At 67.0% G+C, this 20,765-nt stretch carries 20 protein-coding genes; 11 read left to right on the plus strand and 9 right to left on the minus strand.

The genetic code is table 11. The annotated features are described in order from the left end of the window. From miaA to ilvC, 4 genes are all read left to right on the plus strand, one after another. The coding region (gene miaA / locus PMI02_RS05475; RefSeq protein WP_007679906.1) for a tRNA (adenosine(37)-N6)-dimethylallyltransferase MiaA at positions 1-939 on the plus strand (939 nt) is incomplete at its 5' end. A 244-nt stretch (positions 940-1,183) separates the two neighbouring features. Next, positions 1,184-2,926, plus strand: coding sequence for a biosynthetic-type acetolactate synthase large subunit (gene ilvB, locus PMI02_RS05480; protein ID WP_007679907.1), 1,743 nt, complete (start codon positions 1,184-1,186; stop codon positions 2,924-2,926). 16 nt (positions 2,927-2,942) lie between these two features. Continuing rightward, complete coding sequence (gene ilvN / locus PMI02_RS05485; RefSeq protein ID WP_007679908.1) at positions 2,943-3,461, plus strand: acetolactate synthase small subunit; 519 nt, start codon at positions 2,943-2,945, stop codon at positions 3,459-3,461. A gap of 105 nt (positions 3,462-3,566) precedes the next feature. Then, positions 3,567-4,586, plus strand: coding sequence for a ketol-acid reductoisomerase (gene ilvC / locus PMI02_RS05490; RefSeq protein WP_007679909.1), 1,020 nt, complete (start codon positions 3,567-3,569; stop codon positions 4,584-4,586). Positions 4,587-4,672: 86 nt separating this feature from the next. Here the strand turns inward: ilvC and PMI02_RS05495 are convergent, their stop codons facing one another. Further along, the gene (locus PMI02_RS05495; RefSeq protein WP_007679911.1) at positions 4,673-4,951 is read right to left on the minus strand and encodes an HNH endonuclease; all 279 of its coding nucleotides are present in this window, start codon (positions 4,949-4,951) and stop codon (positions 4,673-4,675) included. Positions 4,952-5,087: 136 nt separating this feature from the next. On the opposite strand from PMI02_RS05495, the gene PMI02_RS05500 reads away from it, so the two are divergent. Then, positions 5,088-6,611 (plus strand): CpaF family protein, encoded by a 1,524-nt coding sequence (locus PMI02_RS05500; protein WP_007679913.1) that lies wholly within the window; start codon positions 5,088-5,090, stop codon positions 6,609-6,611. 27 nt (positions 6,612-6,638) lie between these two features. On the opposite strand, the gene PMI02_RS05505 is transcribed toward PMI02_RS05500, so the two are convergent. Beyond that, entirely contained in the window at positions 6,639-7,124 is a 486-nt protein-coding gene (locus tag PMI02_RS05505) for an SH3 domain-containing protein (RefSeq protein WP_036502456.1), read from the minus strand. A gap of 81 nt (positions 7,125-7,205) precedes the next feature. Here PMI02_RS05505 and PMI02_RS05510 point away from each other — a divergent pair, with 81 nt between their 5' ends. From PMI02_RS05510 to PMI02_RS05520, 3 genes are all read left to right on the plus strand, one after another. Continuing rightward, positions 7,206-8,210, plus strand: coding sequence for a D-glycerate dehydrogenase (locus PMI02_RS05510; RefSeq protein ID WP_007679916.1), 1,005 nt, complete (start codon positions 7,206-7,208; stop codon positions 8,208-8,210). Between the two features lie 123 nt (positions 8,211-8,333). Then, the gene (locus tag PMI02_RS05515) at positions 8,334-9,635 is read left to right on the plus strand and encodes an ammonium transporter (protein ID WP_007679918.1); all 1,302 of its coding nucleotides are present in this window, start codon (positions 8,334-8,336) and stop codon (positions 9,633-9,635) included. Between the two features lie 31 nt (positions 9,636-9,666). Next, on the plus strand, positions 9,667-10,188 hold the full coding sequence (locus tag PMI02_RS05520; protein ID WP_007679920.1) for a DUF805 domain-containing protein: 522 nt from the start codon (positions 9,667-9,669) through the stop codon (positions 10,186-10,188). On the opposite strand, the gene PMI02_RS05525 is transcribed toward PMI02_RS05520, so the two are convergent. From PMI02_RS05525 to PMI02_RS05555, 7 genes are all read right to left on the minus strand, one after another. Continuing rightward, positions 10,189-11,595, minus strand: coding sequence for a nitronate monooxygenase family protein (locus PMI02_RS05525; protein ID WP_007679922.1), 1,407 nt, complete (start codon positions 11,593-11,595; stop codon positions 10,189-10,191). It abuts the gene before it with no gap. A gap of 31 nt (positions 11,596-11,626) precedes the next feature. Continuing rightward, complete coding sequence (locus PMI02_RS05530; protein ID WP_007679925.1) at positions 11,627-12,382, minus strand: class I SAM-dependent methyltransferase; 756 nt, start codon at positions 12,380-12,382, stop codon at positions 11,627-11,629. A gap of 89 nt (positions 12,383-12,471) precedes the next feature. Next, positions 12,472-13,599, minus strand: a complete 1,128-nt coding sequence (gene prfB / locus PMI02_RS05535; RefSeq protein WP_007679927.1) for a peptide chain release factor 2 — start codon at positions 13,597-13,599, stop codon at positions 12,472-12,474. A gap of 325 nt (positions 13,600-13,924) precedes the next feature. Beyond that, on the minus strand, positions 13,925-14,467 hold the full coding sequence (locus PMI02_RS05540) for a peroxiredoxin (protein ID WP_007679929.1): 543 nt from the start codon (positions 14,465-14,467) through the stop codon (positions 13,925-13,927). Between the two features lie 52 nt (positions 14,468-14,519). Further along, positions 14,520-14,756 carry a biotin/lipoyl-containing protein gene (locus PMI02_RS05545; RefSeq protein ID WP_007679931.1) on the minus strand — a complete coding sequence of 79 codons (237 nt, stop codon included), beginning with the start codon at positions 14,754-14,756 and terminating at the stop codon, positions 14,520-14,522. Positions 14,757-14,907: 151 nt separating this feature from the next. Then, positions 14,908-16,329: an acyl-CoA reductase gene (locus tag PMI02_RS05550; RefSeq protein WP_007679933.1), complete on the minus strand. Its 1,422-nt coding sequence runs from the start codon at positions 16,327-16,329 to the stop codon at positions 14,908-14,910. Further along, entirely contained in the window at positions 16,326-17,675 is a 1,350-nt protein-coding gene (locus PMI02_RS05555) for a hypothetical protein (protein WP_007679935.1), read from the minus strand. The genes PMI02_RS05550 and PMI02_RS05555 overlap by 4 nt, the downstream gene beginning before the upstream one ends. A 139-nt stretch (positions 17,676-17,814) precedes the next feature. Between PMI02_RS05555 and PMI02_RS05560 the strand changes: the two genes are divergently transcribed. From PMI02_RS05560 to PMI02_RS05570, 3 genes are read left to right on the plus strand one after another with little or no spacing between them, the layout of a single operon-like run. Further along, positions 17,815-18,465, plus strand: coding sequence for a TetR/AcrR family transcriptional regulator (locus tag PMI02_RS05560; RefSeq protein WP_007679937.1), 651 nt, complete (start codon positions 17,815-17,817; stop codon positions 18,463-18,465). 52 nt (positions 18,466-18,517) lie between these two features. Further along, entirely contained in the window at positions 18,518-19,762 is a 1,245-nt protein-coding gene (locus tag PMI02_RS05565) for an MFS transporter (RefSeq protein WP_007679939.1), read from the plus strand. A gap of 19 nt (positions 19,763-19,781) precedes the next feature. Next, positions 19,782-20,654, plus strand: a complete 873-nt coding sequence (locus PMI02_RS05570; RefSeq protein ID WP_007679941.1) for an SDR family NAD(P)-dependent oxidoreductase — start codon at positions 19,782-19,784, stop codon at positions 20,652-20,654. Positions 20,655-20,765 lie beyond the last annotated feature (111 nt).

The following is a 20,765-nucleotide window of genomic DNA, read 5'->3' on the forward strand; positions in this document are numbered from 1 at the left end:
GACCGGCCGCCGCTGGCGCTCATCGCAGGGCCGACCGCCAGCGGCAAGAGCGATTGTGCCGTGGCGCTGGCGCAGGAACTGCAACGTCGGGGCCGCCGCGCGGTGGTGGTCAACGCCGACAGCTCGCAGGTCTACGCCGACCTCACCGTGCTCAGCGCCCGACCGACCCTCGAGGAAATGGGCGGGATCGAGCACCGCCTGTTCGGCGCGTGGGACGGCGCGCAAAGCTGCTCCGCCGCCGACTGGGCCCGCGCCGCCGCCGAGACGATCGCGCAGGTTCATGCCGAGGGCGCGGTGCCGATCCTCGTCGGCGGGACCGGCCTCTATATACGCACGCTTCTGGACGGCATCGCGCCCGTCCCCCCGATCGCCCCCGAGGTACGCGAGGCAGTGCGCGCCCTTCCCGTCGAAGAAGCCTACGCCGCGCTCCAAATCGAAGACCCCGAGCGCGCCGCCCGCCTCGCGCCCGCCGACACCGCCCGTGTCGCCCGAGCGCTGGAGGTGGTGCGCTCCACCGGCCTCGGCCTCGCCCACTGGCAGGCGCAGACCAGCGGCGGCATCGGCGGCGAGGTCACCGTCCACGCAGCGATCCTCCTGCCCGAGCGCCAGACCCTCTACGCCCGCTGCGACCTGCGCTTCGAGCGCATGATCGAGCGCGGCGCGCTGGCCGAGGTCGAGGCCCTGCTGACGCGCCGTCTGGACCCCGACCTGCCCGTCATGCGCGCCATCGGTGTGCCCGAACTCGCCGGAGTCGCGCGCGGCGAGGCGACGCTCGACGAGGCCATCGCACGCGGATCGCAGGCCACGCGCAATTACGCCAAGCGGCAATTCACATGGCTGCGCCACCAGCCACCCTCCGAATGGCCGAGGATATCGTTTCAAAATTACAACGCAGACGGCTTGAATGACATTTTATTTCGCGAAGTGGGGTTGACCTGACATATCGCCCTGCCTAGAGGCCGTCTCACCTTGCTGATTGGAAGTTATGCAAGGGGGAGAGGACGGCCCGGTACGCACATTGTCGCGCCGGGTCGGTTTCATTAGAGAGTGCGCGGCTATACCCGCACGCGAAAAGTCCGTGGGAACGGCCGTTCCGAACGGGCAGGCGCCTCGGGGAAAACGGCCGTCATTGCTTCGTGAGAGTACGTCTCGGTGAGGCCGGGAAATTGAGAAGGAACGTATCGTGAGTGAAGAGCGCAGCGGCGCGAACATCCTGGTCGAAAGCCTGGTCCGACAGGGGGTCGAATTCGTATTCGGCTATCCCGGCGGCGCCGTGCTCCCGATCTACGATGCCCTCTTCGGTGACGAACGCCTGCGCCACATTCTCGTGCGCCACGAAGCCGGGGCCGGCCACGCCGCCGAAGGCTATGCGCGTTCCACCGGCAAGCCCGGCGTCGTGCTCGTCACCTCGGGCCCGGGCGCGACCAACGTCGTCACCGCGATCGCCGACGCGTTCCTCGATTCGATCCCGCTCATCGTCATCAGCGGTCAGGTCCCGACCGGGCTGATCGGCTCGGATGCGTTCCAGGAAGCCGACACGGTCGGCATCTCGCGCCACTGCACCAAGCACAATTACCTCGTGAAGGACCCGGCTGACCTGGCCGCGGTCGTCGACGAGGCGTTCCAGATCGCCACCACCGGCCGCCCCGGCCCGGTCCTGATCGACATCCCCAAGGACGTCCAGATCGCCTCGGCCGCGTGGAGCGACGCGCCGATCCAGCGCCGCCAGCGCTACGCCCCGCGCACCGCGGGCTCGGCGCAGGAGATCGCGCAGGCCGTCGAGATGATCGCGGCCGCCAAGGCGCCGGTCTTCTACACCGGCGGCGGCGTCATCAACGCAGGCCCCCGCGCCAGCGAACTGCTGCGCGCGCTCCAGGCGAAAACCGGCGCTCCGGTCACATCGACGCTGATGGGCCTCGGCGCCTTCCCGGCCGACCACGCCGACTGGCTGGGCATGCTGGGCATGCACGGGACCTACGAGGCAAACCTGGCGATGAACCAGTCGGACCTCATCATCTGCGTCGGCGCCCGCTTCGACGACCGCGTGACCGGCCGCCTCGACGCTTTCGCGCCGAACTCGAAGAAGATCCACATCGACATCGACCGCTCCTCGATCAACAAGATCGTGCGCGTCGACCTGCCGATCGTCGGCGACTGCGCCAGCGTGCTCGACCAGATCCTGACCGAGTGGGGCAGCCGCAAGGGCCAGGACCTGACCGCATGGAAGGCCCGCGTCGACACCTGGCGCGAGAAGAAGAGCCTTTCCTTCCCCGCCAATGCCGATGCGATCATGCCGCAGCTGGCGATCCAGCGTCTGTACGAGCTGACCAAGGACCGCGATCCCGTGATCTCGACCGAAGTCGGCCAGCACCAGATGTGGGCGGCGCAGCACTTCCCGTTCTTCAGCCCCAACAAGTGGCTGACCTCGGGGGGCCTGGGCACCATGGGCTACGGCCTGCCCGCCGCCATCGGCGCGCAGTGCGGCAACCCGGACAGCCTCGTCATCGACATCGCCGGCGACGCCTCGATCCAGATGAACATCCAGGAACTGGGCACCGCCACGCAGTACCGCCTGCCGGTGAAGGTCTTCATCCTCAACAACGAGTGGATGGGCATGGTTCGCCAGTGGCAGGAGCTGACCTACGAGAGCCGCTTCTCGAACTCGTACTCGGACAGCTTGCCCGACTTCGTGAAGCTGGCCGAGGCCTATGGCTGGAAGGGCATCCGCATCGAGGACGAAAGCCAGCTCGACGCCGGCATCCAGGCGATGATCGACCATCCCGGCCCGGTCATCGTCGACTGCCTCGTCCACAAGGAATCGAACTGCTTCCCGATGATCCCCTCGGGCGCATCGCATGTCGACATGATCCTCTATGGCGACAACGTCGCCGGGACCATGGACGACGAAGCCAAGGCGCTGGTCTGAGGGACGGAACGGAACAATGATGCACATGCACCCCGAAGCCGAGGAACGGCACGTCCTGACCGTCACGGTCGACAACGAGGCGGGTATCCTCGCCAAGATCGCCGGCCTGTTCACCGCGCGCGGCTACAACATCGACAGCCTGACCGTGGCCGACATCACCGACAACCACGAGGTGAGCCGCATCACCATCGTGACGCACGGCCCGCCGAGCCAGATCGACCAGATCCACGCCCAGCTCGAACGGCTGGTGCCGGTCCACAAGGTCGTCGACCTGACCGAACTCGGCCCGCACGTCGCGCGGGAACTGGCGCTGGTGAAGGTCGCAGGCGTCGGCGAAAAGCGCGTCGAGGCACTGCGCATCGCCGACGTGTTCCGCGCGCGCCCGGTCGACACCACAACCGAGAGCTTCATCTTCGAGATGACCGGCGCGCCGGACAAGATCGACAGCTTCGTGGCGCTGATGCGCGACCTCGGCCTCGTCGAGGTCGGCCGCACCGGCATCGTCGCCATGGCCCGCGGGCCCGAGGAAGCCTGACAATTCTCTTCGTTGCTTTCGCGCTCGCGGAAGCCCAATGACCGCGCGCCAGAGCGCACACACATCTGGCCATGCCGCGCGCAGGCCGCCGAAAAGGGTACTGAAATGAAGGTCTATTACGACGCCGACAGCGACATCAACCTGATCACCGACAAGAAGATCGTCGTGCTCGGTTACGGCAGCCAGGGCCACGCCCATGCCCAGAACCTGCGCGATTCGGGCGTCAAGGAAGTCGCCATTGCCCTGCGCGAAGGTTCGGCCACCGCGAAGAAGGCCGAAGGCGCCGGCTTCAAGGTGCTCTCGAACGTCGAGGCGGCCAAGTGGGCCGACATCATCATGATCCTCGCGCCCGACGAGCACCAGGCCGCGATCTACGCCGAGGACCTGCACGCCAACCTGAAGCCCGGCGCGGCGCTCGCCTTCGCCCACGGCCTCAATGTCCACTTCGGCCTGATCGAGCCGCGCACCGACGTCGACGTCATCATGATCGCGCCCAAGGGCCCGGGCCACACCGTGCGTTCGGAATACCAGCGCGGCGGCGGCGTGCCCTGCCTCGTCGCGATCCACCAGGACGTGACCGGCAACGCCCACGACATCGCCCTCGCCTACGCCTCGGGCGTCGGCGGCGGCCGTTCGGGCATCATCGAGACCAACTTCCGCGAGGAATGCGAAACCGACCTGTTCGGCGAGCAGGCCGTGCTCTGCGGCGGCGCCACCGCGCTCGTCCAGGCCGGCTTCGAGACGCTGGTGGAAGCTGGCTACGCCCCCGAGATGGCCTACTTCGAGTGCCTCCACGAGCTGAAGCTGATCGTCGACCTGATGTATGAAGGCGGCATCGCCAACATGCGCTACTCGATCTCGAACACCGCCGAATACGGCGACATCAAGACCGGCCCGCGCATCATCACCGACGAAACCAAGAAGGAAATGAAGCGCGTTCTGGAGGACATCCAGTCGGGCCGCTTCGTCAAGGACTTCGTCCTCGACAACCGCGCCGGCCAGCCCGAGCTGAAGGCGTCGCGCCTCGCCGCCAAGCGTCACCCGATCGAGGAAACCGGCGCCAAGCTGCGCGCCATGATGCCCTGGATCGGCGCCAACGCCCTGGTCGACAAGTCGAAGAACTGATCCTTCGGGCCAGCTGAATGAAAAGCGGGCGGGTGGTCGAAGGGCCGCCCGCCCCTTTTCGTTTCGGACCCTCGCCCATCCCCGCCCTACCGCTTGGTCCTCGTCGGCGCGTGGAAGTCGGGCGGCTTTCCCGAGACCCAGCGCACGAACCGCGCGATCTCCTCGACCGCCCGCAAGGCCGCAGGGGCCGGCCCCAGCTTTGCCAGCTGCGCATTGCTCAGCGCCGCATGGATCGTGCGGTGACAGATCGGATGCACCGGCACCGTCTCGCGGCCGCCCCGGCTTTTGGGCACCGGATGATGCCGCTCCGTCCGCTTGCCCAAGGGCCGTCCGCAGAGCCAGCATTCCTGCCCTTCCTCGTTCACGCCTTCACCACTCGCCGCATCGTCGCTGCACCCTGCCCCGCCATTAGTAAGTTATCAAAGTTTCAACCTTAATCAGGCCCTCATTCGCGATGGTTCACGCTCGCACAGCGACGGGCGGCTGAAGGGTTTTTGGTTCATGACGGCATTCGGTCGGCGTAACGGTGCAGGCGGTATGAGCCAGGGCGCACGCCCTGCGTTCGGGGTGGCGAAGCCGCTCAAGGGCGCGCCCGAAAAGCCCAACGCCACGCCCGCCGCGCCGATTCCCGGCGGCGACCAGTTCCCGCCCCTCCCCGGCGATGCCCCCGTCCTGACCTCGGCGCAGGCCCTGCGCGAGGACGCGCTCTCCCGCCTTGCAGACCGCGCCAACGCGGTCCACGAGCAGTCCGAGCAGAACGGTTTCGAAGCCTCGATCCACAAGATCAAGGAACAGGTGCTCCCGCGCCTGCTCGAGCGAGTCGATCCCGAGGCGGCGGCCACGCTGACCAAGGATGAGCTGTCCGAGGAATTCCGCCCGATCATCATCGAGGTGCTTGCCGAGCTGAAGATCACCTTCAACCGCCGCGAGCAGTTCGCGCTGGAGAAGGTGCTGATCGACGAGCTGCTCGGCTTCGGTCCGCTGGAGGAACTGCTCAACGACCCCGACATCTCGGACATCATGGTCAACGGGCCGAACCAGACCTACATCGAAAAGAAGGGCAAGCTGCAACTCGCCTCGACCAAGTTCCGCGACGAGCAGCACCTGTTCCAGATCGCCCAGCGCATCGTCAACCAGGTCGGCCGCCGCGTCGACCAGACCACGCCGCTGGCCGACGCCCGCCTCAAGGACGGCAGCCGCGTCAACGTCATCGTGCCGCCGCTGTCGCTGCGAGGCACAGCGATCTCGATCCGTAAGTTCTCCGAGAAGCCCATCACCATCGACATGCTCCAGGGCTTCGGCTCGATGAGCGAGAAGATGGCGACCGCCCTCAAGATCGCCGGGGCCAGCCGCATGAACATCGTCATCTCGGGCGGCACCGGCTCGGGCAAGACGACGATGCTCAATGCCCTGTCGAAGATGATCGACCCCGGCGAGCGCGTGCTGACGATCGAGGACGCCGCGGAACTTCGCCTGCAGCAGCCGCACTGGCTGCCGCTCGAAACCCGCCCGCCGAACCTCGAGGGCCAGGGCGCCATCACCATCGGCGACCTCGTGAAGAACGCCCTGCGCATGCGCCCGGACCGTATCATCCTGGGCGAAATCCGCGGCGCCGAGTGCTTCGACCTGCTCGCCGCCATGAACACCGGCCACGACGGCTCGATGTGCACGCTTCACGCCAACTCCCCGCGCGAGTGCCTGGGGCGTATGGAAAACATGATCCTGATGGGCGACATCAAGATCCCCAAGGAAGCCATCAGCCGCCAGATCGCGGAGTCGGTCGACCTCATCGTGCAGGTCAAGCGCCTGCGCGACGGCTCGCGCCGTACCACCAACATCACCGAGGTGATCGGCATGGAAGGCGACGTCATCGTCACCCAGGAACTGTTCAAGTTCGAGTATCTGGACGAGACCGACGACGGCAAGATCATCGGCGAGTTCCGCCCCTCGGGCTTGCGCCCCTACACGCTGGAGAAGGCGCGCCAGTACGGCTTCGACCAGGCCTTCCTGGAAGCCTGCCTCTGAGGCGCCGCTGACGGCCCGGTGCGCGCCTCAGGGCGCGCCCGTACCCCAGACCTGCTCCTCGCGCACGAAGCCCTTGTGGCCCGACGCGTCGAACGGGCACCAGCCGTCCTTGCACTGGCCCAGCAGCCCGACCACGCCTGGCTCGACCCGCCACAGCATCTGCGAGCCGCTCTTCCCCTCGGCGTGCATCTCGATGAGGCCGCCGTCCTTGACCATGCCCGCGCGCTGGCGAGAGAGCAGCAGGTCGCGCATCCAGCCCTTCTCGCCGTCCGGATCCTGTATCAGCCGCCATGAGCCTTCGCGGCGCAGCACCTTCACCGGCAGGTGCGGACGGCGATAGACCCAGTCGATCCGGTACGAGTCGCCCGGTCCCACGCGCAGGTTCGCAATGTCGGCATCAACCGAGGCCCAGTAGGGCACCTTGTCGTCGTCGGCTGCGTGGGCGGGCGTCGTGGCGGTCAGCCCGATCGCGCACAGGGCAGCGAGCGGCAGCAGGATAAGACGGCGGTTCATCGCCCGGTGCATACCGCGCGGGCGGCCCCCGCTTCAAGGCTTCTTGACCGCGACCCTGTGGACGGCATAGCCCCTTGCGTCATGGTCCAGCCCAGCGAAACCGCCCGTCCCATTCCGCCGCGCCCCCGCGTGATCGTGACGCGGCGGCTGTTGCCCTCCGTCGAGGCACGCATGGCCGAGCTTTTCGACGTCGTGCTCAACTCCGACGACACGCCGATGACCCGCAACGAGCTGGAAGCGGCGATGCGCGACTGCGACGTGCTGGTGCCCACCGTCACCGACACCATCGACGCGGCGATGATCGCGCAGGCCGGCGAGCGCCTCGGCATGATCGCCAGCTTCGGCGCGGGGACCGAACACATCGACATCGCCGCCGCCCGCGCGCACCGCATCATGGTGACCAACACGCCGGGCGTCTTCACCGACGATACCGCCGACCTGACGCTCGCCCTCATCATCCTCGTCTCGCGCCGGTTCAGCGAGAACGTGAAGACCCTGCGCGAAGGCCGCTGGGCCGGTTGGGGCCCGTCGGTCATGCTCGGCCATGCGCTGGGCGGCAAGACGCTCGGCATCGTCGGCATGGGCCGCATAGGGCAGGCCGTGGCCCACCGCGCCCGCGCCTTCGGCATGGATATCCGCTACCACAACCGCCACCGCCTGCCGGGCGCGGTCGAGAACATGTTCTCCGCCCGCTACGAGGCCGACCTCGACACGCTCGTGGCCGAGGCGGACATCCTGACCTTCCACTGCCCCGCCGGCCCCGAGACCACGCACTTCATGGACGCGCGCCGCATCGCGCTGATGAAGCCGGGCGCCTGCCTCGTGAACACCGGGCGAGGCCAGCTGATCGACGAGGAAGCGCTGATCGCCGCCCTGTCCGAAGACCGCATCGGCGGCGCCGGGCTCGACGTCTTCGCGCGCGAACCGCAGGTCGATCCGCGCCTGCTCGACCTGCCGAACCTCGTCGCCATGCCGCACCTGGGCAGCGCTACCTACGAAGGGCGGGGCGCGGCGGGCGAGCGGCTGATCGCCAACATCCGCTTCTGGGTGGACGGCCACCGCCCGCACGACATGGTCCTGCCCTGACGGAATGCCGCGTTGTCCCCGCATCGGTGCGGCAAACGCTTGTCTCGGGTTAATTTCCTGATCTAACTCCCCGTAAAGAGGTTGCCCGGTATTCGGCGTGCGACCTCAGGGGGATACTGTCAGATGACCAAGCAGCGTCTGCTGCCGATTGCCGCGATCGTTGCCTTGCTGCCCAACGCCGCGCTGGCGCAGGACGGCCGGCTCGACGTCGCCGATGGCGGCGACACCGCATGGCTGCTGGCTTCGTGCGCACTGGCCTTGCTCACGCTGTCGGGGCTGGCGTTGTTCTATTCCGGGCGGGTGCGCCGCAAGAACGCCCTGTCGGTACTGGTCCAGTGCGGGGCGATCTTCGCGGCCGTCTCGGTGCTGTGGATCATCGTCGGCTACACGCTGGCCTTCGGAGAAGTCGGCAACGGCTGGCTGGGCAAGGGCAACGCCTGGATGCTCATAAACCTCGGCAACGTGCGCGCGGGAACCAGCGTGCCCGAGAGCGCCTTCGCGCTGTTCCAGATGGTCTTCGCCGCCCTGGCCCCTGCACTCATGGCGGGTGCCTGGGCCGAGCGGGCGCGGCTGGGATGGGTCATCGCGTTCGCTTCCCTGTGGAGCCTCGTCGTCTATGCGCCGGTCGCGCACTGGATCTGGGGCGGTGGGTGGCTGGCGCAGGGCGTGGGAACGCTCGACTGGTCGGGCGGCATCGTCATGCACACCAGCGCAGGCGTGTCCGCGGTGGCGGTCGCGGTCATGCTCGGGCGGCGCAAGGGCGCGGTGCCGGGACAGGTGGCACCGCATAGCCCCACCGTGACCGTGGCGGGCGGCGTCCTGCTGTGGATCGGCTCGCTTGCGCTGAGCGGCGGCTCCGCCCTCGCCGCGAGCGACGATGCGGCTGCGGCGGTGATCGCCATGCACGTCGGCGCCGCAAGCGCCGCGTTGACGTGGCTGCTGCTCGAGCGCCTCGCCGCCGGCAAACCCTCGGCCCGGGGCTTCGCGATCGGCGCACTGGCGGGCATCGTCACCGTGAGCCCCGCGGCGGGCTATATCTCGCCCGGAGCCGCGATCCTGTTCGGCATGGCGGGCGCGCTGGCCTGCTATGCCGCGATGCAGTTCGCGGCGCGCACTCTCAAGATCGACGACGCGCTGGGCGTCTTCGCCGTCCACGGGGTCGGCGGCATCCTCGGCGCGCTGCTGCTCGCAGCGTTCCTGTCGGAGCGTCTCGGCGGCGTTGGCTACGCCGAGGGCATGAACCCGATCGCGCAGATCGTGGCGCAGGGTGTCGGCGTCGCGGTCGTGACCGTGTGGTCGCTGGTGGGAACCGTCATCCTCGCACTCATGGCTTCGCTGGCATTTCCGATGCGCGTGTCGGAGGATACCGAACGCGAGGGCCTGGACGCCGCCGCCCACGGCGAACGGGCCTGGGATTTCGATTGACTTGGCCATGCCGCGCACCGGAAATGCAGCGATGAAGGCATATTTCCGGCACGTCGGGCAGACTCTCGCAAGGACCATCGATTTCAGCGGGCGGTCGCGCCGGGGAGAGGTGATCGACTACATCGTCATCTCGGCGGCGGTGTTGATCATCGTGAACGGCCTGGCCGGAGAACTGGCGCCCGCGACTGTCAGCAGATGGACCGCGTTCGCCGTCCAGTATCTCATCCTGATCCCCGCCGCCGCTCTGATGGTGCGCCGATTCCACGATTTCGGGTGGAGCGGCCGGTGGAGCTTCGTGCTCCTGGCGGTCGCGGTGCGGAACCTCGTCCTCGACCTGCTGGCGCTGATCGGCGGCTGGGATGCGCGCCGCGTGGTGGAAGGTTTGCTCGCCTATGTCGACTGGCTGCTCTTCCTGCCGTTCCTGTTCCTGTACCTGCTGCTGCTTGTGGCGCCCGGCAAAAAGGGTCCGAACCGCTACGGTCCGAACCCTCGTGAAAATGCCGATGCCCCCGCGCGAGAAGCTGCCCCCGCGCAGACGGGAGCGGGCTCCTGATCAGTCGCCCGTCAGGATACGGTCGACCAGTTCCTTGACGGTGGGCGTGAAGCCGTTCGAATAGAACGGGTCCTGCTTGAACTTGTAGGCCGCGTGGCCGGCGAACATCAGGTTCTCGTCGACCGGCTTGCCGTGGGCGATGTCCTGCAGGGTCTTCTGGATGCAGAAGCTGCGCGGGTCGGCGAGGCGGCCGGTGGTGTAGTCGTCATGGTCCTTCCACGACGAGAAACCGCAGTGCGACAGGCAGCCCATGCAGTCGGCCTGGTCCTGGCGGATGAGGTCGCGTTCCTCGGGGCTGACGAATACGATAGTGTCGTCCGGCGTGCGCAGTCCGTCGGTATGGCCCTGTCCCGACCAGGCGCGCGCGCGGTCGAGGTCCTTGGGCGCGACCCAGAAGTTCTTGCCCTTCACGCCGACGTCGAGCCGCACGGTGTGCTCGCCGGCCTCCACCTTGGAGTAGGGAATCTGGCGGTCCGAGCGCGCTTCGAGGTTGCGCAGGAACGGGTTGCGCACCGCCGACGAGTAGAAGCCGGTGGGCGAGAAGCGGTGCAGCAGCACGTCGCCGGGCTCGAGCTCGCGCAGGGCGTCCTTCCACTCCTGCGGGATCGGGCTCTCGGTGGTGAGCAGCGGGCGGGTGCCGTACTGGAATGCGATCGAGCCCAGTTCCGGGTTGTCGATCCAGTTCTCCCAGTCGCGCAAGAACCACACGCCGCCGGCCATGACGATCGGCAGGCTGTCGGGGATACCCTCGCCGCGCATGGTGTCGCGCAGCGCCTTGACGCGGGGATACGGGTCCTCGGGCTTGAGCGGATCTTCGGCGTTCGACAGGCCGTTATGGCCGCCCGCGAGCCATGGGTCTTCGTAGACCACTGCGCCAAGCAGTTCCGGCACCTTGTGGTAGGCGCGCTTCCACAGCGCCCGGAAGGCGCGCGCGGAGCTGACGATGGGCAGGTAGTTGACGCTGTAGCGCGCTGCGATCTCGGACAGCTTGTAGGGCATGCCCGCGCCGCAGGTGACGCCCGCGACCATGCCTCGGGTCTGCTCCAGCACGCCTTCGAGGATAGGCTGCGCGCCGCCCATCTCCCACAGGACGTTGATGTTGATGGCGCCCTTGCCGCCCGAAATCTCCCAGGCGCGGCGCACCTGCTCGACCGCGCCGGCGATGGCGTAATCGATCAGTTCCTGGTGCCGCTCCTTGCGGGTGAGCGCGTGGTAGACCTGCGGAACGATCTTGCCTTCGGCGTCGTAGCTGTCGGCATTGACCGCGCTGACCGTGCCGATGCCGCCCGCCGCCGCCCATGCACCCGAGCTCATGTGGTTGCTGGCGGACACACCCTTGCCGCCTTCGACCAGAGGCCAGACTTCGCGACCGCCGTACAGAATCGGCTTGAGACCCTTGAAACTCATCTTCTCTTTCGTCTTTCCCAGGCGTTGCGCGTCAGCCCTGCGATCCATCGGTCTTCGGCGGCGCTTCGCCTGTCATGCGGCAGGGCTTGATATCCGCCGGCTCCGGCCGCGATCCCGCGACCTCGAACTGCGCATAATAGCCCTGCAATTCCGGCTTGCGAACAAATTCCGTCAACCGCAATCCCACGGACGCGAATTCGCAGAACAGCAGCGAAGGTGCAATCCCGTGTGCGTCCGTAGGGCGATCGACATCGACCACGATCACGCGCCCGCCCTTGCGCAGCGCCGGGCGCAGGCGCCACAGGAACGCATAGGGCTCGTCGACCTCGTGGTACATGTGGACCAGAAAAATCCGGTCGAAACTGGTGGGCGGCAGACGCGGGTCGTCCGGAGTGCCGAGCGTGATCGAGACATTGCCGATCCCCTCGCGCATCACGCGCGCGGCCAGCCGCTCGTTGGTGGCGGAGTCGATGTCCTCGGCGAGCACCCGCCCCCGCTTGCCCACCCGCGTCGCGAGACGAGTGGTATAGTACCCCTCGCCCGCACCGATGTCGGCGACGCTCATGCCCGGCGCGATCCTGGCGAGGTCCATGACCACTTCGGCCTCGTTGACCTTGTCGCGCTGCACTTCGGACGCGAAAGCGTTGGTCCCGGCCTTCGAGACGGGCCGGTCGGGCGTCGGAAACGCGCGCGCCGTCCCCGCCCGGCCTTCGTCGGCGGGCGGCTGCTGACAGGCGGCGAGCGCCAGGGCCAGGGCAGCGGGAATGAGACGACCGGCGCGGAACATGCGGCCCTTTAGCGACTCGAGGCCGCGTTGGCAAAACCCTTGAAAAGGCGTGAGCCGGGCGCCGTCCAAGACGAGACGCCCGTGCAGGCTCAGTCGGCGTCCTCGACCTCGACCTTCTCGCCGGTCACGCGCTGCGAAAGCGCGGCCGCCATGAAAGGATCGAGATCGCCGTCGAGCACGTCGTCGGGCGAGGTCGAGACGTAGCCGGTGCGCAGGTCCTTCACCTGCTGGTACGGCTGCAGCACGTAGGAGCGGATCTGGTGGCCCCAGCCGATCTCGCTCTTGCTCGCGTGCTCGGCGCTGGCGGCTTCCTCGCGGCGCCGCATCTCGGCCTCGAACATGCGTGCCTTGAGCATGCCCATGGCGATTTCGCGGTTCTTGTGCTGCGAACGGTCGATCTGGCTCGCGACGATGATGCCGGAGGGCTGGTGGGTGATGCGCACGGCCGAATCGGTGGTGTTGACGTGCTGGCCGCCCGCACCCGACGCGCGGTATGTGTCGATCTTCAGGTCCGACGGGTTGATGTCGATCTCGAAGGTATCGTCGATCACCGGGTAGACCCAGACCGACGAGAAGCTGGTATGGCGGCGCGCGGCGCTGTCGTAGGGGCTGATGCGGACGAGGCGGTGGACGCCGCTCTCGGTCTTGGCATAGCCGTAGGCGTTCTCGCCCTTGATGAGCAGGGTGCAGCTCTTGATGCCCGCGGCTTCGCCAGCGTGATAGTCGACCAGCTCGACCTTGTAGCCACGGCGCTCCGCCCAGCGCGTGTACATGCGCTGGAGGATTTCGGCCCAATCCTGGCTTTCGGTGCCGCCCGCGCCCGCGTGGACTTCGAGGTAGGTGTCGTTGGCGTCGGCCTCGCCGCCCAGCAGCGCCTGGATCTTGTCGGCATCGGCGCGGTCGGCCAACGCCTTCAGCGTGGCAAGCCCCTCGGCGATCGTTTCCTCGTCGCCTTCCATCTCGCCCAGTTCGACGAACTCGGCGGCATCGGCCATCTCGGCGCTGATCTGGTTGACGGTGCCGATGGAGGCCTCGAGCCGGCGGCGCTCCTTCATGACCGCCTCGGCCTCCTTGGGTTTATCCCAGAGAGTCGGGTCCTCGACCCGCGCGTTCAGCTCGTCGAACCGGCGCAGCGCGCGGTCCCAGTCGAGGAACTTGCGGACCAGTGCGAGGGCCTTCTCGATACGAACAATGTGGGCCTGCCCCTCGGCACGCATTATAGGAACTCCAACGAAACGCCAGCGGCCGCGCATAACGCAGCGACGCCGGATGTAAAGCGCGCGCAGATCGCACGCGGAAAGGCGGCGCTATTACCCGCAGGAGGGGGTGGTGTTCAAGCGGGTTGGTCCCGGGGCCAAGAATAGGCCATGAAGCGGACATCCGTCATCCCCGGCTAGACCGGGACCGCTGACCGAGCCGCGCGCCGTGCCGGTAGGGCAACGAAGGGCCCAGCACTCCCCAACGGCGCCATTCCCGGGGGCGGTTGCCTCGCCTATAGCCCGCGCGGCCAGGCTGGCTGTCCCCGCTTCCGCAGGGATGCCGTTATTTCTTGAGCTTGCGCACAGCCTCGAGCGTCAGCTTCACATGATCGCGGTAATCAAGTTCGGAGTGGACCATGGTGATCTTGCCGTCCTTGGCGATCACGTAGCTGGTCCGGTCCGTCATGCCCGCCGGCATGCCGTCGCGCTTGAGGGCGACGTCGTATTCCTTGATGATCGCCGGCGTGGCGACGGCGACAGTGAACTTGTCGCGGCAGGCTTCGGTCGAGAACTTCTGCAGGGTCGGCAGGTCGTCGGCCGACATGCCGACGACCATCGCGCCGGCCTTGGCGAAGTCGTCGCTGGCCTCGGCGAAGGCGTGAGCCTCCAGCGTGCAGCCCTGCGTGAATGCCTTGGGATAGAAGTAGAGCACGACCGGCCCGCGCTTGAGCGCCTGCTTCAGGTCGAACGAGAGGACCTTGCCCCCCTTCGCGCCCTTGGTGGCGAAAGCCGGGGCCTTCGCGCCGACAGGCAGGCTGGCGTGGGCAGTGCCGGCCGCAAGCAAGGCGGCGACGGCAGCGAGTGGGGCGAGAAGGGTCTTGTGCATTTCAGCAGTGTGGCCGGACAACAGGGTGCTGTCCAGCCGCAACCGCGCGGAATTACTCGACTTCGATCCAGCCGAGCACGGTGCCCACTTCGTAGGTCTCGCCCACGGCCGCGGTGATCTTGAGCGTCCCGGTGGCAGGCGCCTCGACCTCGTTGGTCGACTTGTCGGCTTCGAGCGAGAACAGCGGCTGGCCCTCGGTCACCGCGTCGCCGTCCTTGGCGAGCCATTCGGCGATCTGGCCTTCTTGCATCGAGAAGCCGATCTTCGGGAGCAGGATTTCAACGGCCATGGGTCTCACGTTCCTCGTTCGGGGCCCGCGCGGTGTTGTCCCGCACGCAGCAAGCATTTGCGTGATGGGTAGCGCACTGTCCGGGGCAGGCAAGCGCAGGACCGACATATCCGTCTCGGCGATGGGTTGCGTTCGCCGAGACGGATAAGGCTCAGCCCTCCCCGCGCCCGTCCTCGTGCGCCATCCAGTGTACGAAGCGGTGGAGAGGATACATCGCGTCGTGCGGATTGCCGATGGTCGAGGGGCCGGCCTCGCCCAGATGCACCACGCGCTGGGCACCGCCCGCCGCCAGCCGGTCGCGGTAGTTCGCCATGCGGTCGAACGGGTAGAAGCCGACCGTCTGCGTCGCCACGTTGATCCACCTGACCGCATCGTCGAGACGCTCGACCCTGACAACATTGGCGGTCTTGTTGATCGGGTGGAAATCGACCGGCTCGTCGGAGCGCACGACGAGGCCCTTGCCGTCGGTGCGGCCCCAGACGCCATATTCGTCGTCCATCATGATCATCATCTCGACCGCCTCGCGCATGTCCATGTCGAGCGGGCGCACATCCCCGCTCTCGGCGGCGCGGCGGGCGATGTGGAAGTGCAGGCGCTCGCAGAAGCGGTCGACCTGATCCTGTTCGCCCTCGACGAACTGAAACCGGCTGGCGACGCAGGCCTCCTGGTTGAGCGTCATCACGTCCGCCGAGCACAGGTCCGCAACCCGGTCGATGGTCGCGTCATCTACCAGCCCCTCGCGCCCGACCATCGAGATCGAGGTCTTGGGATCGAAGGAAACGAGTTGAAATCCCGGCCCCAGGTACTTGATAACATTGTTGATCGCATCGCCGCCGCCCCAGGCGACGATCTTGTCGAAGTACTGCGGGCGGTAGAGCACGCGCTCGGTCGCATCGTCCCCTCCGCGCCAGTAAACCGCCGACATCGACTTCACGATCGGATGCCCGGGGTCGATGTCCGCCATGGTCCGCAGGATCGCGACCATGGTGAAGGGGTCGGCGCTGCTCATCTTGAACAGGTTGATCGCCTTGACCATCGCCCCCTGCGCCACCGACTTCACCGCGACCCCCGGCGAATTGCCCGGCAGCACATGGATCAGCCGCGGCGCGAAGGCGCGCACGAAGCTGCGGCGCCCGGTAAAGTCCTCCTTCGGAACCCATTCGTCGAGCGCGCGAGGATCGGGGAAGTTCTGCGCGACCTCGGCACTCAGGATACGCTTGTCGAGATAGGCGGCGGCATGGCGCGCGGTGTTCTCGACGACGGCGCGCGGGAGGATGTGCGTGCGGCACATCCGCTCGATGCATTCCTGCATATGGTCGTTGCCCGGAGCTACCAGTCGCTGTCCGGTCTCGACGAGGAAATCGATGATCTCGGCTAGCGGGACGTTCAGCAGCGGCGGGACCTCGGTGCGCGGCGGCACGGCGCGGTCGAAGGGTATCCTCGGTGTCGCGAATGTCACGCCAAGGTCGCGCGACGTCTGGATCACGTCGGTGCCGTGGAGCACCTCGCCGCGAAGGAAGAATGGCGCCGAAACAAGTTGTTCGGAATCAATAGTTTGGCTCACGGAGTTCATGACACACCTCGCACATAGGCATCGACGGTGCCCGCGCAGCCGATCTTGTCGTCGCCTTCCAGATCCGCGTAACGGGCGATGTCGTCGCGGATCGAGGGGCCGTGATTGCCGCAGGCGCAGGGGCTGCGGTCGAGCTTGATCCTGTCGCCGGTGATGACCCCGCCCCAGCGCCCGTCGAGCGAGAGGTCGAAGAACGCCGCGCGGCCTTCCATCTCGCCCCCGCTATGCTCCAGCGCCGTGTCGCCCGACTTGTCGAGCAGGATCGGCACGATCCACGGCGGCACGTGATAGCGCCCTCCCTCCCGGCACTTGGGCATGCCGGAGTTCAGCTCCTGCATGGAATAGTTCTGGAAGTGGCGATCCTCGGGAATGTTGAAGGTATCGAAGACATACTCCTGATAATCAACGGGAAGTTGTGCGCGCTTGAGCCCGCCACCGACGTAGATCGAGTTATCGGGATCGAAGTCCTCGCGCCCGTACCCGGCATCTCGCACCGCCTTGGCGACGGCCCACAGCCCGCTCCACAGGCCCGAGAGCTGGAGCTTGCGATGGCGGTTCTCGATGATGAACTGCGCGGTCCTGGGAATGGCATCGGCGACCAGCTGCGCGCGCTGTGCCGAAGTTTCTTCGAACGCCGCGATCTCGTCGGGGCGCGCGGTGCCCTCGGCGATCTTCTTGCGCATGACGACCATCGAGGTCAGCGAACCCACCGTGATCGGCGGCACCGGGTAGTTCCAGCGCGGCCATTCGGGGTTGGCGAAGGCGTCGTACTGAGCCTTGGCGATCGTCGCGTTCTTAGGGACCGTGGCGACCGGCGCACAGCCGACGATGAGACGGTCCTGCGCCGGCACCACGCCAGAGCCCCACGAGAACACGTTGACCGTGTCGATCTTCGACCAGTCCATGTCCTTTTGCGAGGCGATCAGCATGGCCGACTTGCCGGTCGTGCCACTAGAGCAGGAGATGAAGTAGCCCTTCTCCGCCAGCCGCGCGATCCAGTCGTCGATGCCCTGGATGCCGTCGAGATCGACGCCCTCGATAGGGTACGGCGACACGGTGCCGAGCCATTTGGTCAGCCGGTCCCAGCGCTCGTCCATGAGGTAGCTTTCGGGGTAGGACTTGTAGGCCGTGTGCGGGAACAGGACCGGCACGATGTCGGCGATCTTCCCGATCGTCTCGATCCCCGCATCCCGCGCCCGCAGCGCGAGGAGCTTGATCGCGCCCCGGCGTTCCTGGAACCGCTCGTCGAGCGCGGCCACCTGCGTCTCGCGCAGTTCCTCGGCCGAGAACGTGAAGCGCTCGGGGTCGGCCACCAGGGCCATGAGTTTCTCAGCGGCAGCGCCCATCGGCTCGTCTCCTCTCCATATCGCCGCGCCTCCTGCCCTTTCGCTGGACAGTCCGACCCGACTCGATTAATGGCATCTTATGCGTTTCATTATTCACGAGTCACTTGGCGACGCAAGCCAAATCGGGTCCACTGGGCCCATGCTCGACGACACGCCTTCCGAAGCCCCGATCCGCGCCGGCCGCCCTACCCGCGAGCAGGCGCGGGCCCGTCAGGTCGCCCTGCTGGACGCCGCGCTCGAACACTTTCTCGACAAGGGCTACGAAGGCGCCACGATCGAGGCGATCGCCGCCGACGTGAACATGACCAAGCGCACGGTCTATGCGCGCTATGCCGACAAGACCGCCTTGTTCCGCGCCGCCATCCGCCATGGCACCCAGCGTCGCGCAGTGGGCGCCGAGGTCATCGAAGCCACGCGCGGCGGGACGCTGGAGGAGACGCTCGTCGCGATCGCCACGCTGCGTATCGATCTCGTCAGGGACGCCGACGGCGCCAAGCTGCAGCGGATCATCAACACCGAAAGCTACCGCTTCCCCGACATCTTCCAGACCTATTACGACATCGCCGCGCTGCCGACGGTGCGCTTCCTCGCCGAGATCCTCGCCGAGGAGACTCGCGCCGGGCGCCTCGCCATCGACGACCCGATTCTCGCTGCAAACGTGTTCATGAGCATGGTGGTCAGCGGCCCGGTGCGTTTCATCCTTTCGGGCAACGAACTTGGACGCGAGGACATCGACCGGCGCGTACGCTTCGCGATACGCCTGTTCCTCGAGGGTGCCGAACCGAGATGACCTGACGAGCTGTGCGACCCGGCAAACGGGCGCAGGATGGGAGAGAGCCGAAGTGACCTATTTCCGCGAATTCCGGGTGAACTGGACGACGCTGCTCGGCGCGATGCTGGGTCTCGCGCTCGGCTCGGCGATGAACCATTACATGACCAACCTCTTCGCGCCGGAGCTTATCGCCGAGTTCGGGTGGGACAAGGCACAGTTCGCGCTGGTCGGTACGCTGGGGCTGGCCAGCATGTTCGTGGTGCCGTTCTGGGGACGCTTCGCCGACCGCCACGGCGCGCGCCTCTCCGCCGCGATCGGTTTCATGGCGGTGCCGCTGAGTTTCCTCGCCTTCAGCCTGATGCGCGGTAACATCTACGAGTTCTTCGCCATCACCGTGCTCCAGCACCTGTTCGGCGTGCTCACCACGACGCTGGTGTTCAGCCGCGTCATCGTACAGCGCTTCGACCTCGCGCGCGGCATGGCGCTTTCCGTGCTGATGAGCGGCGCGCCGCTGGTGGGCGCCATCGTCGTGCCCCTGGTGGGCGAGGTGATCGACGCGCAGGGGTGGCGTGCGGGCTACCGCCTGCTCGCCTTGATCTCAGCGATCGGCGGCATCGTGGCGGTGACACTGGTGGGCCGGCGACCGCGAGGCACCGCCGCCGCCCCTGAGCGCACCGCCCAGCGCCTCACCCGGACCCAGTTCGGTGCGTTGCTGCGGCACCCCGCCTTCATCCTGATCGTCGCGGGCATGTTCTTCTGCAACGTGCCGACCGTCATCGTCTCCTCGCAGTTCAAGCTGGTGCTGATCGAGAGCGGCGCGCCGGGCAAGCTGGCGACGTGGCTTGTCTCGCTCTACGCCGTCGGCGTGGTCGTCGGGCGGTTCCTCAGTGGCCTCGCGCTCGACAAGGTTTCGGCCCAGACGGTGGCGCTGGCGGCATTGGGACTGCCGGCGATCGGGTTCCTGATCCTCGCCTCCCCGGCCGAGCATCCCTGGCTATTGGCGGGTGCGGTGCTGCTGATCGGATTGGCGCAGGGGGCGGAGGGAGACATCGGCGCCTATCTCACCTCGCGCACGTTCGACATCGCCAACTTCAGCCTGATCTACAGTTTCCTGATCGCCTCGATGGGCCTTGCCGGAGCGGTCGGGTCGGTACTGCTGAGCATGACGCTGGGCGCCACCGAACGCTTCGACATGTTCCTGATCATTTCCGCCGCGCTGACCATCGTAGGCGCGCTCTGCTTCTTCATGACCGGGCGGGGCGGCAGACTGCGAGTTTCCGAGATCGTTCCTGAGATGACGGCCCCTTCCCTTTGAAATAAAGAGATAGCTTCTAATGACAGAACACCATTCCGACCGACGCTGCGTGGTTGTCACCGGCGCCAGTTCCGGCATCGGCAAGGCCAGCGCCGAGGCGTTCGCCCGCATCGGCTGGCACGTCATCGCCACCGGCCGCGATCCCGGCCGCTGCGCCTCCGCCGAGGAGGACCTGCGCGCCATCGCCGCGCACGGCGCCCGCGTCGATTTCCTGCGCGGGGACTTCGCCGAAATGGCCGACGTGCGCCGTATCGCTGCCGAGATCGCCGGGCTGACGGACCGCGTCCACGTCCTCGTCAACAACGCAGGCGGCGTGCGTGACGGGCTCTACATGTCTTCCGAGGGCCTGGAGTGGACCTTCGCGGCCAATCACCTCGCGCCTTTCCTGCTCACCCGCGAACTCCTGCCGCTGCTCGAGCGTGCCGCGCTGGATAGTGCGGCGGGGACCGTCAGGGTCATTGCCGTCTCGTCGCTGGGACATATGCAATGCCAGGCGATGCGCTGGGACGACCTGATGATGCTGGAGGACTTCAATGCTGGCCCGGCCTACTGCCAGGCCAAGCTCGCCAACCTGCTGTTCACCCGGGAACTCGACCGCCGGCTTGCGAGCAAAGGCATAGTCGCACAGGCCATGCATCCCGGTAAGGTAGGCTCCAACTTCTCGAGCCATGGCGAGGCATCGCTGCAGACCTACATGGCCTCGCAAGACCTCATCCCGCCCGAACAGCCAGCGCGGACCATCGTCTGGTTGGCAACCGCGCCCGAGGCAGGGCAGGACGGCGGCCGCTACTTCTACGACATGGCGCAGGCCGAGCCCGCCCCCCAGGGACTTGACGACGAGGCGGCGCAAAGACTGTGGCAGGAGAGCGAGCGCATCCTCGAAACCGTCTGAACAACCGCAGACGCGTCATCGAAAATGTGTCGCCCCGCGCCGCTCGTTGCGGAAGAGTGGCAGGCGCGGGGCGACAGGTGCGACCCTTGAAGGGCTGCCGCGTCGGCATGG

The sequence above is a fragment of the Novosphingobium sp. AP12 genome (assembly GCF_000281975.1).
Classification (GTDB): domain Bacteria; phylum Pseudomonadota; class Alphaproteobacteria; order Sphingomonadales; family Sphingomonadaceae; genus Novosphingobium.

Coding starts and splice junctions, on each gene's coding strand:
- PMI02_RS05570 (WP_007679941.1), top strand. CDS start 19,782: ATGACAGAACACCATTCCGACCGACGCTGCGTGGTTGTCACCGGCGCC.
- PMI02_RS05550 (WP_007679933.1), bottom strand. CDS start 16,329: ATGAACTCCGTGAGCCAAACTATTGATTCCGAACAACTTGTTTCGGCG.
- PMI02_RS05540 (WP_007679929.1), bottom strand. CDS start 14,467: ATGCACAAGACCCTTCTCGCCCCACTCGCTGCCGTCGCCGCCTTGCTT.
- PMI02_RS05555 (WP_007679935.1), bottom strand. CDS start 17,675: ATGGGCGCTGCCGCTGAGAAACTCATGGCCCTGGTGGCCGACCCCGAG.
- ilvC (WP_007679909.1), top strand. CDS start 3,567: ATGAAGGTCTATTACGACGCCGACAGCGACATCAACCTGATCACCGAC.
- prfB (WP_007679927.1), bottom strand. CDS start 13,599: ATGCGTGCCGAGGGGCAGGCCCACATTGTTCGTATCGAGAAGGCCCTC.
- PMI02_RS05525 (WP_007679922.1), bottom strand. CDS start 11,595: ATGAGTTTCAAGGGTCTCAAGCCGATTCTGTACGGCGGTCGCGAAGTC.
- PMI02_RS05515 (WP_007679918.1), top strand. CDS start 8,334: ATGACCAAGCAGCGTCTGCTGCCGATTGCCGCGATCGTTGCCTTGCTG.
- PMI02_RS05530 (WP_007679925.1), bottom strand. CDS start 12,382: ATGTTCCGCGCCGGTCGTCTCATTCCCGCTGCCCTGGCCCTGGCGCTC.
- PMI02_RS05505 (WP_036502456.1), bottom strand. CDS start 7,124: ATGAACCGCCGTCTTATCCTGCTGCCGCTCGCTGCCCTGTGCGCGATC.
- PMI02_RS05500 (WP_007679913.1), top strand. CDS start 5,088: ATGACGGCATTCGGTCGGCGTAACGGTGCAGGCGGTATGAGCCAGGGC.
- ilvN (WP_007679908.1), top strand. CDS start 2,943: ATGATGCACATGCACCCCGAAGCCGAGGAACGGCACGTCCTGACCGTC.
- PMI02_RS05560 (WP_007679937.1), top strand. CDS start 17,815: ATGCTCGACGACACGCCTTCCGAAGCCCCGATCCGCGCCGGCCGCCCT.
- PMI02_RS05520 (WP_007679920.1), top strand. CDS start 9,667: ATGAAGGCATATTTCCGGCACGTCGGGCAGACTCTCGCAAGGACCATC.
- PMI02_RS05545 (WP_007679931.1), bottom strand. CDS start 14,756: ATGGCCGTTGAAATCCTGCTCCCGAAGATCGGCTTCTCGATGCAAGAA.
- PMI02_RS05510 (WP_007679916.1), top strand. CDS start 7,206: ATGGTCCAGCCCAGCGAAACCGCCCGTCCCATTCCGCCGCGCCCCCGC.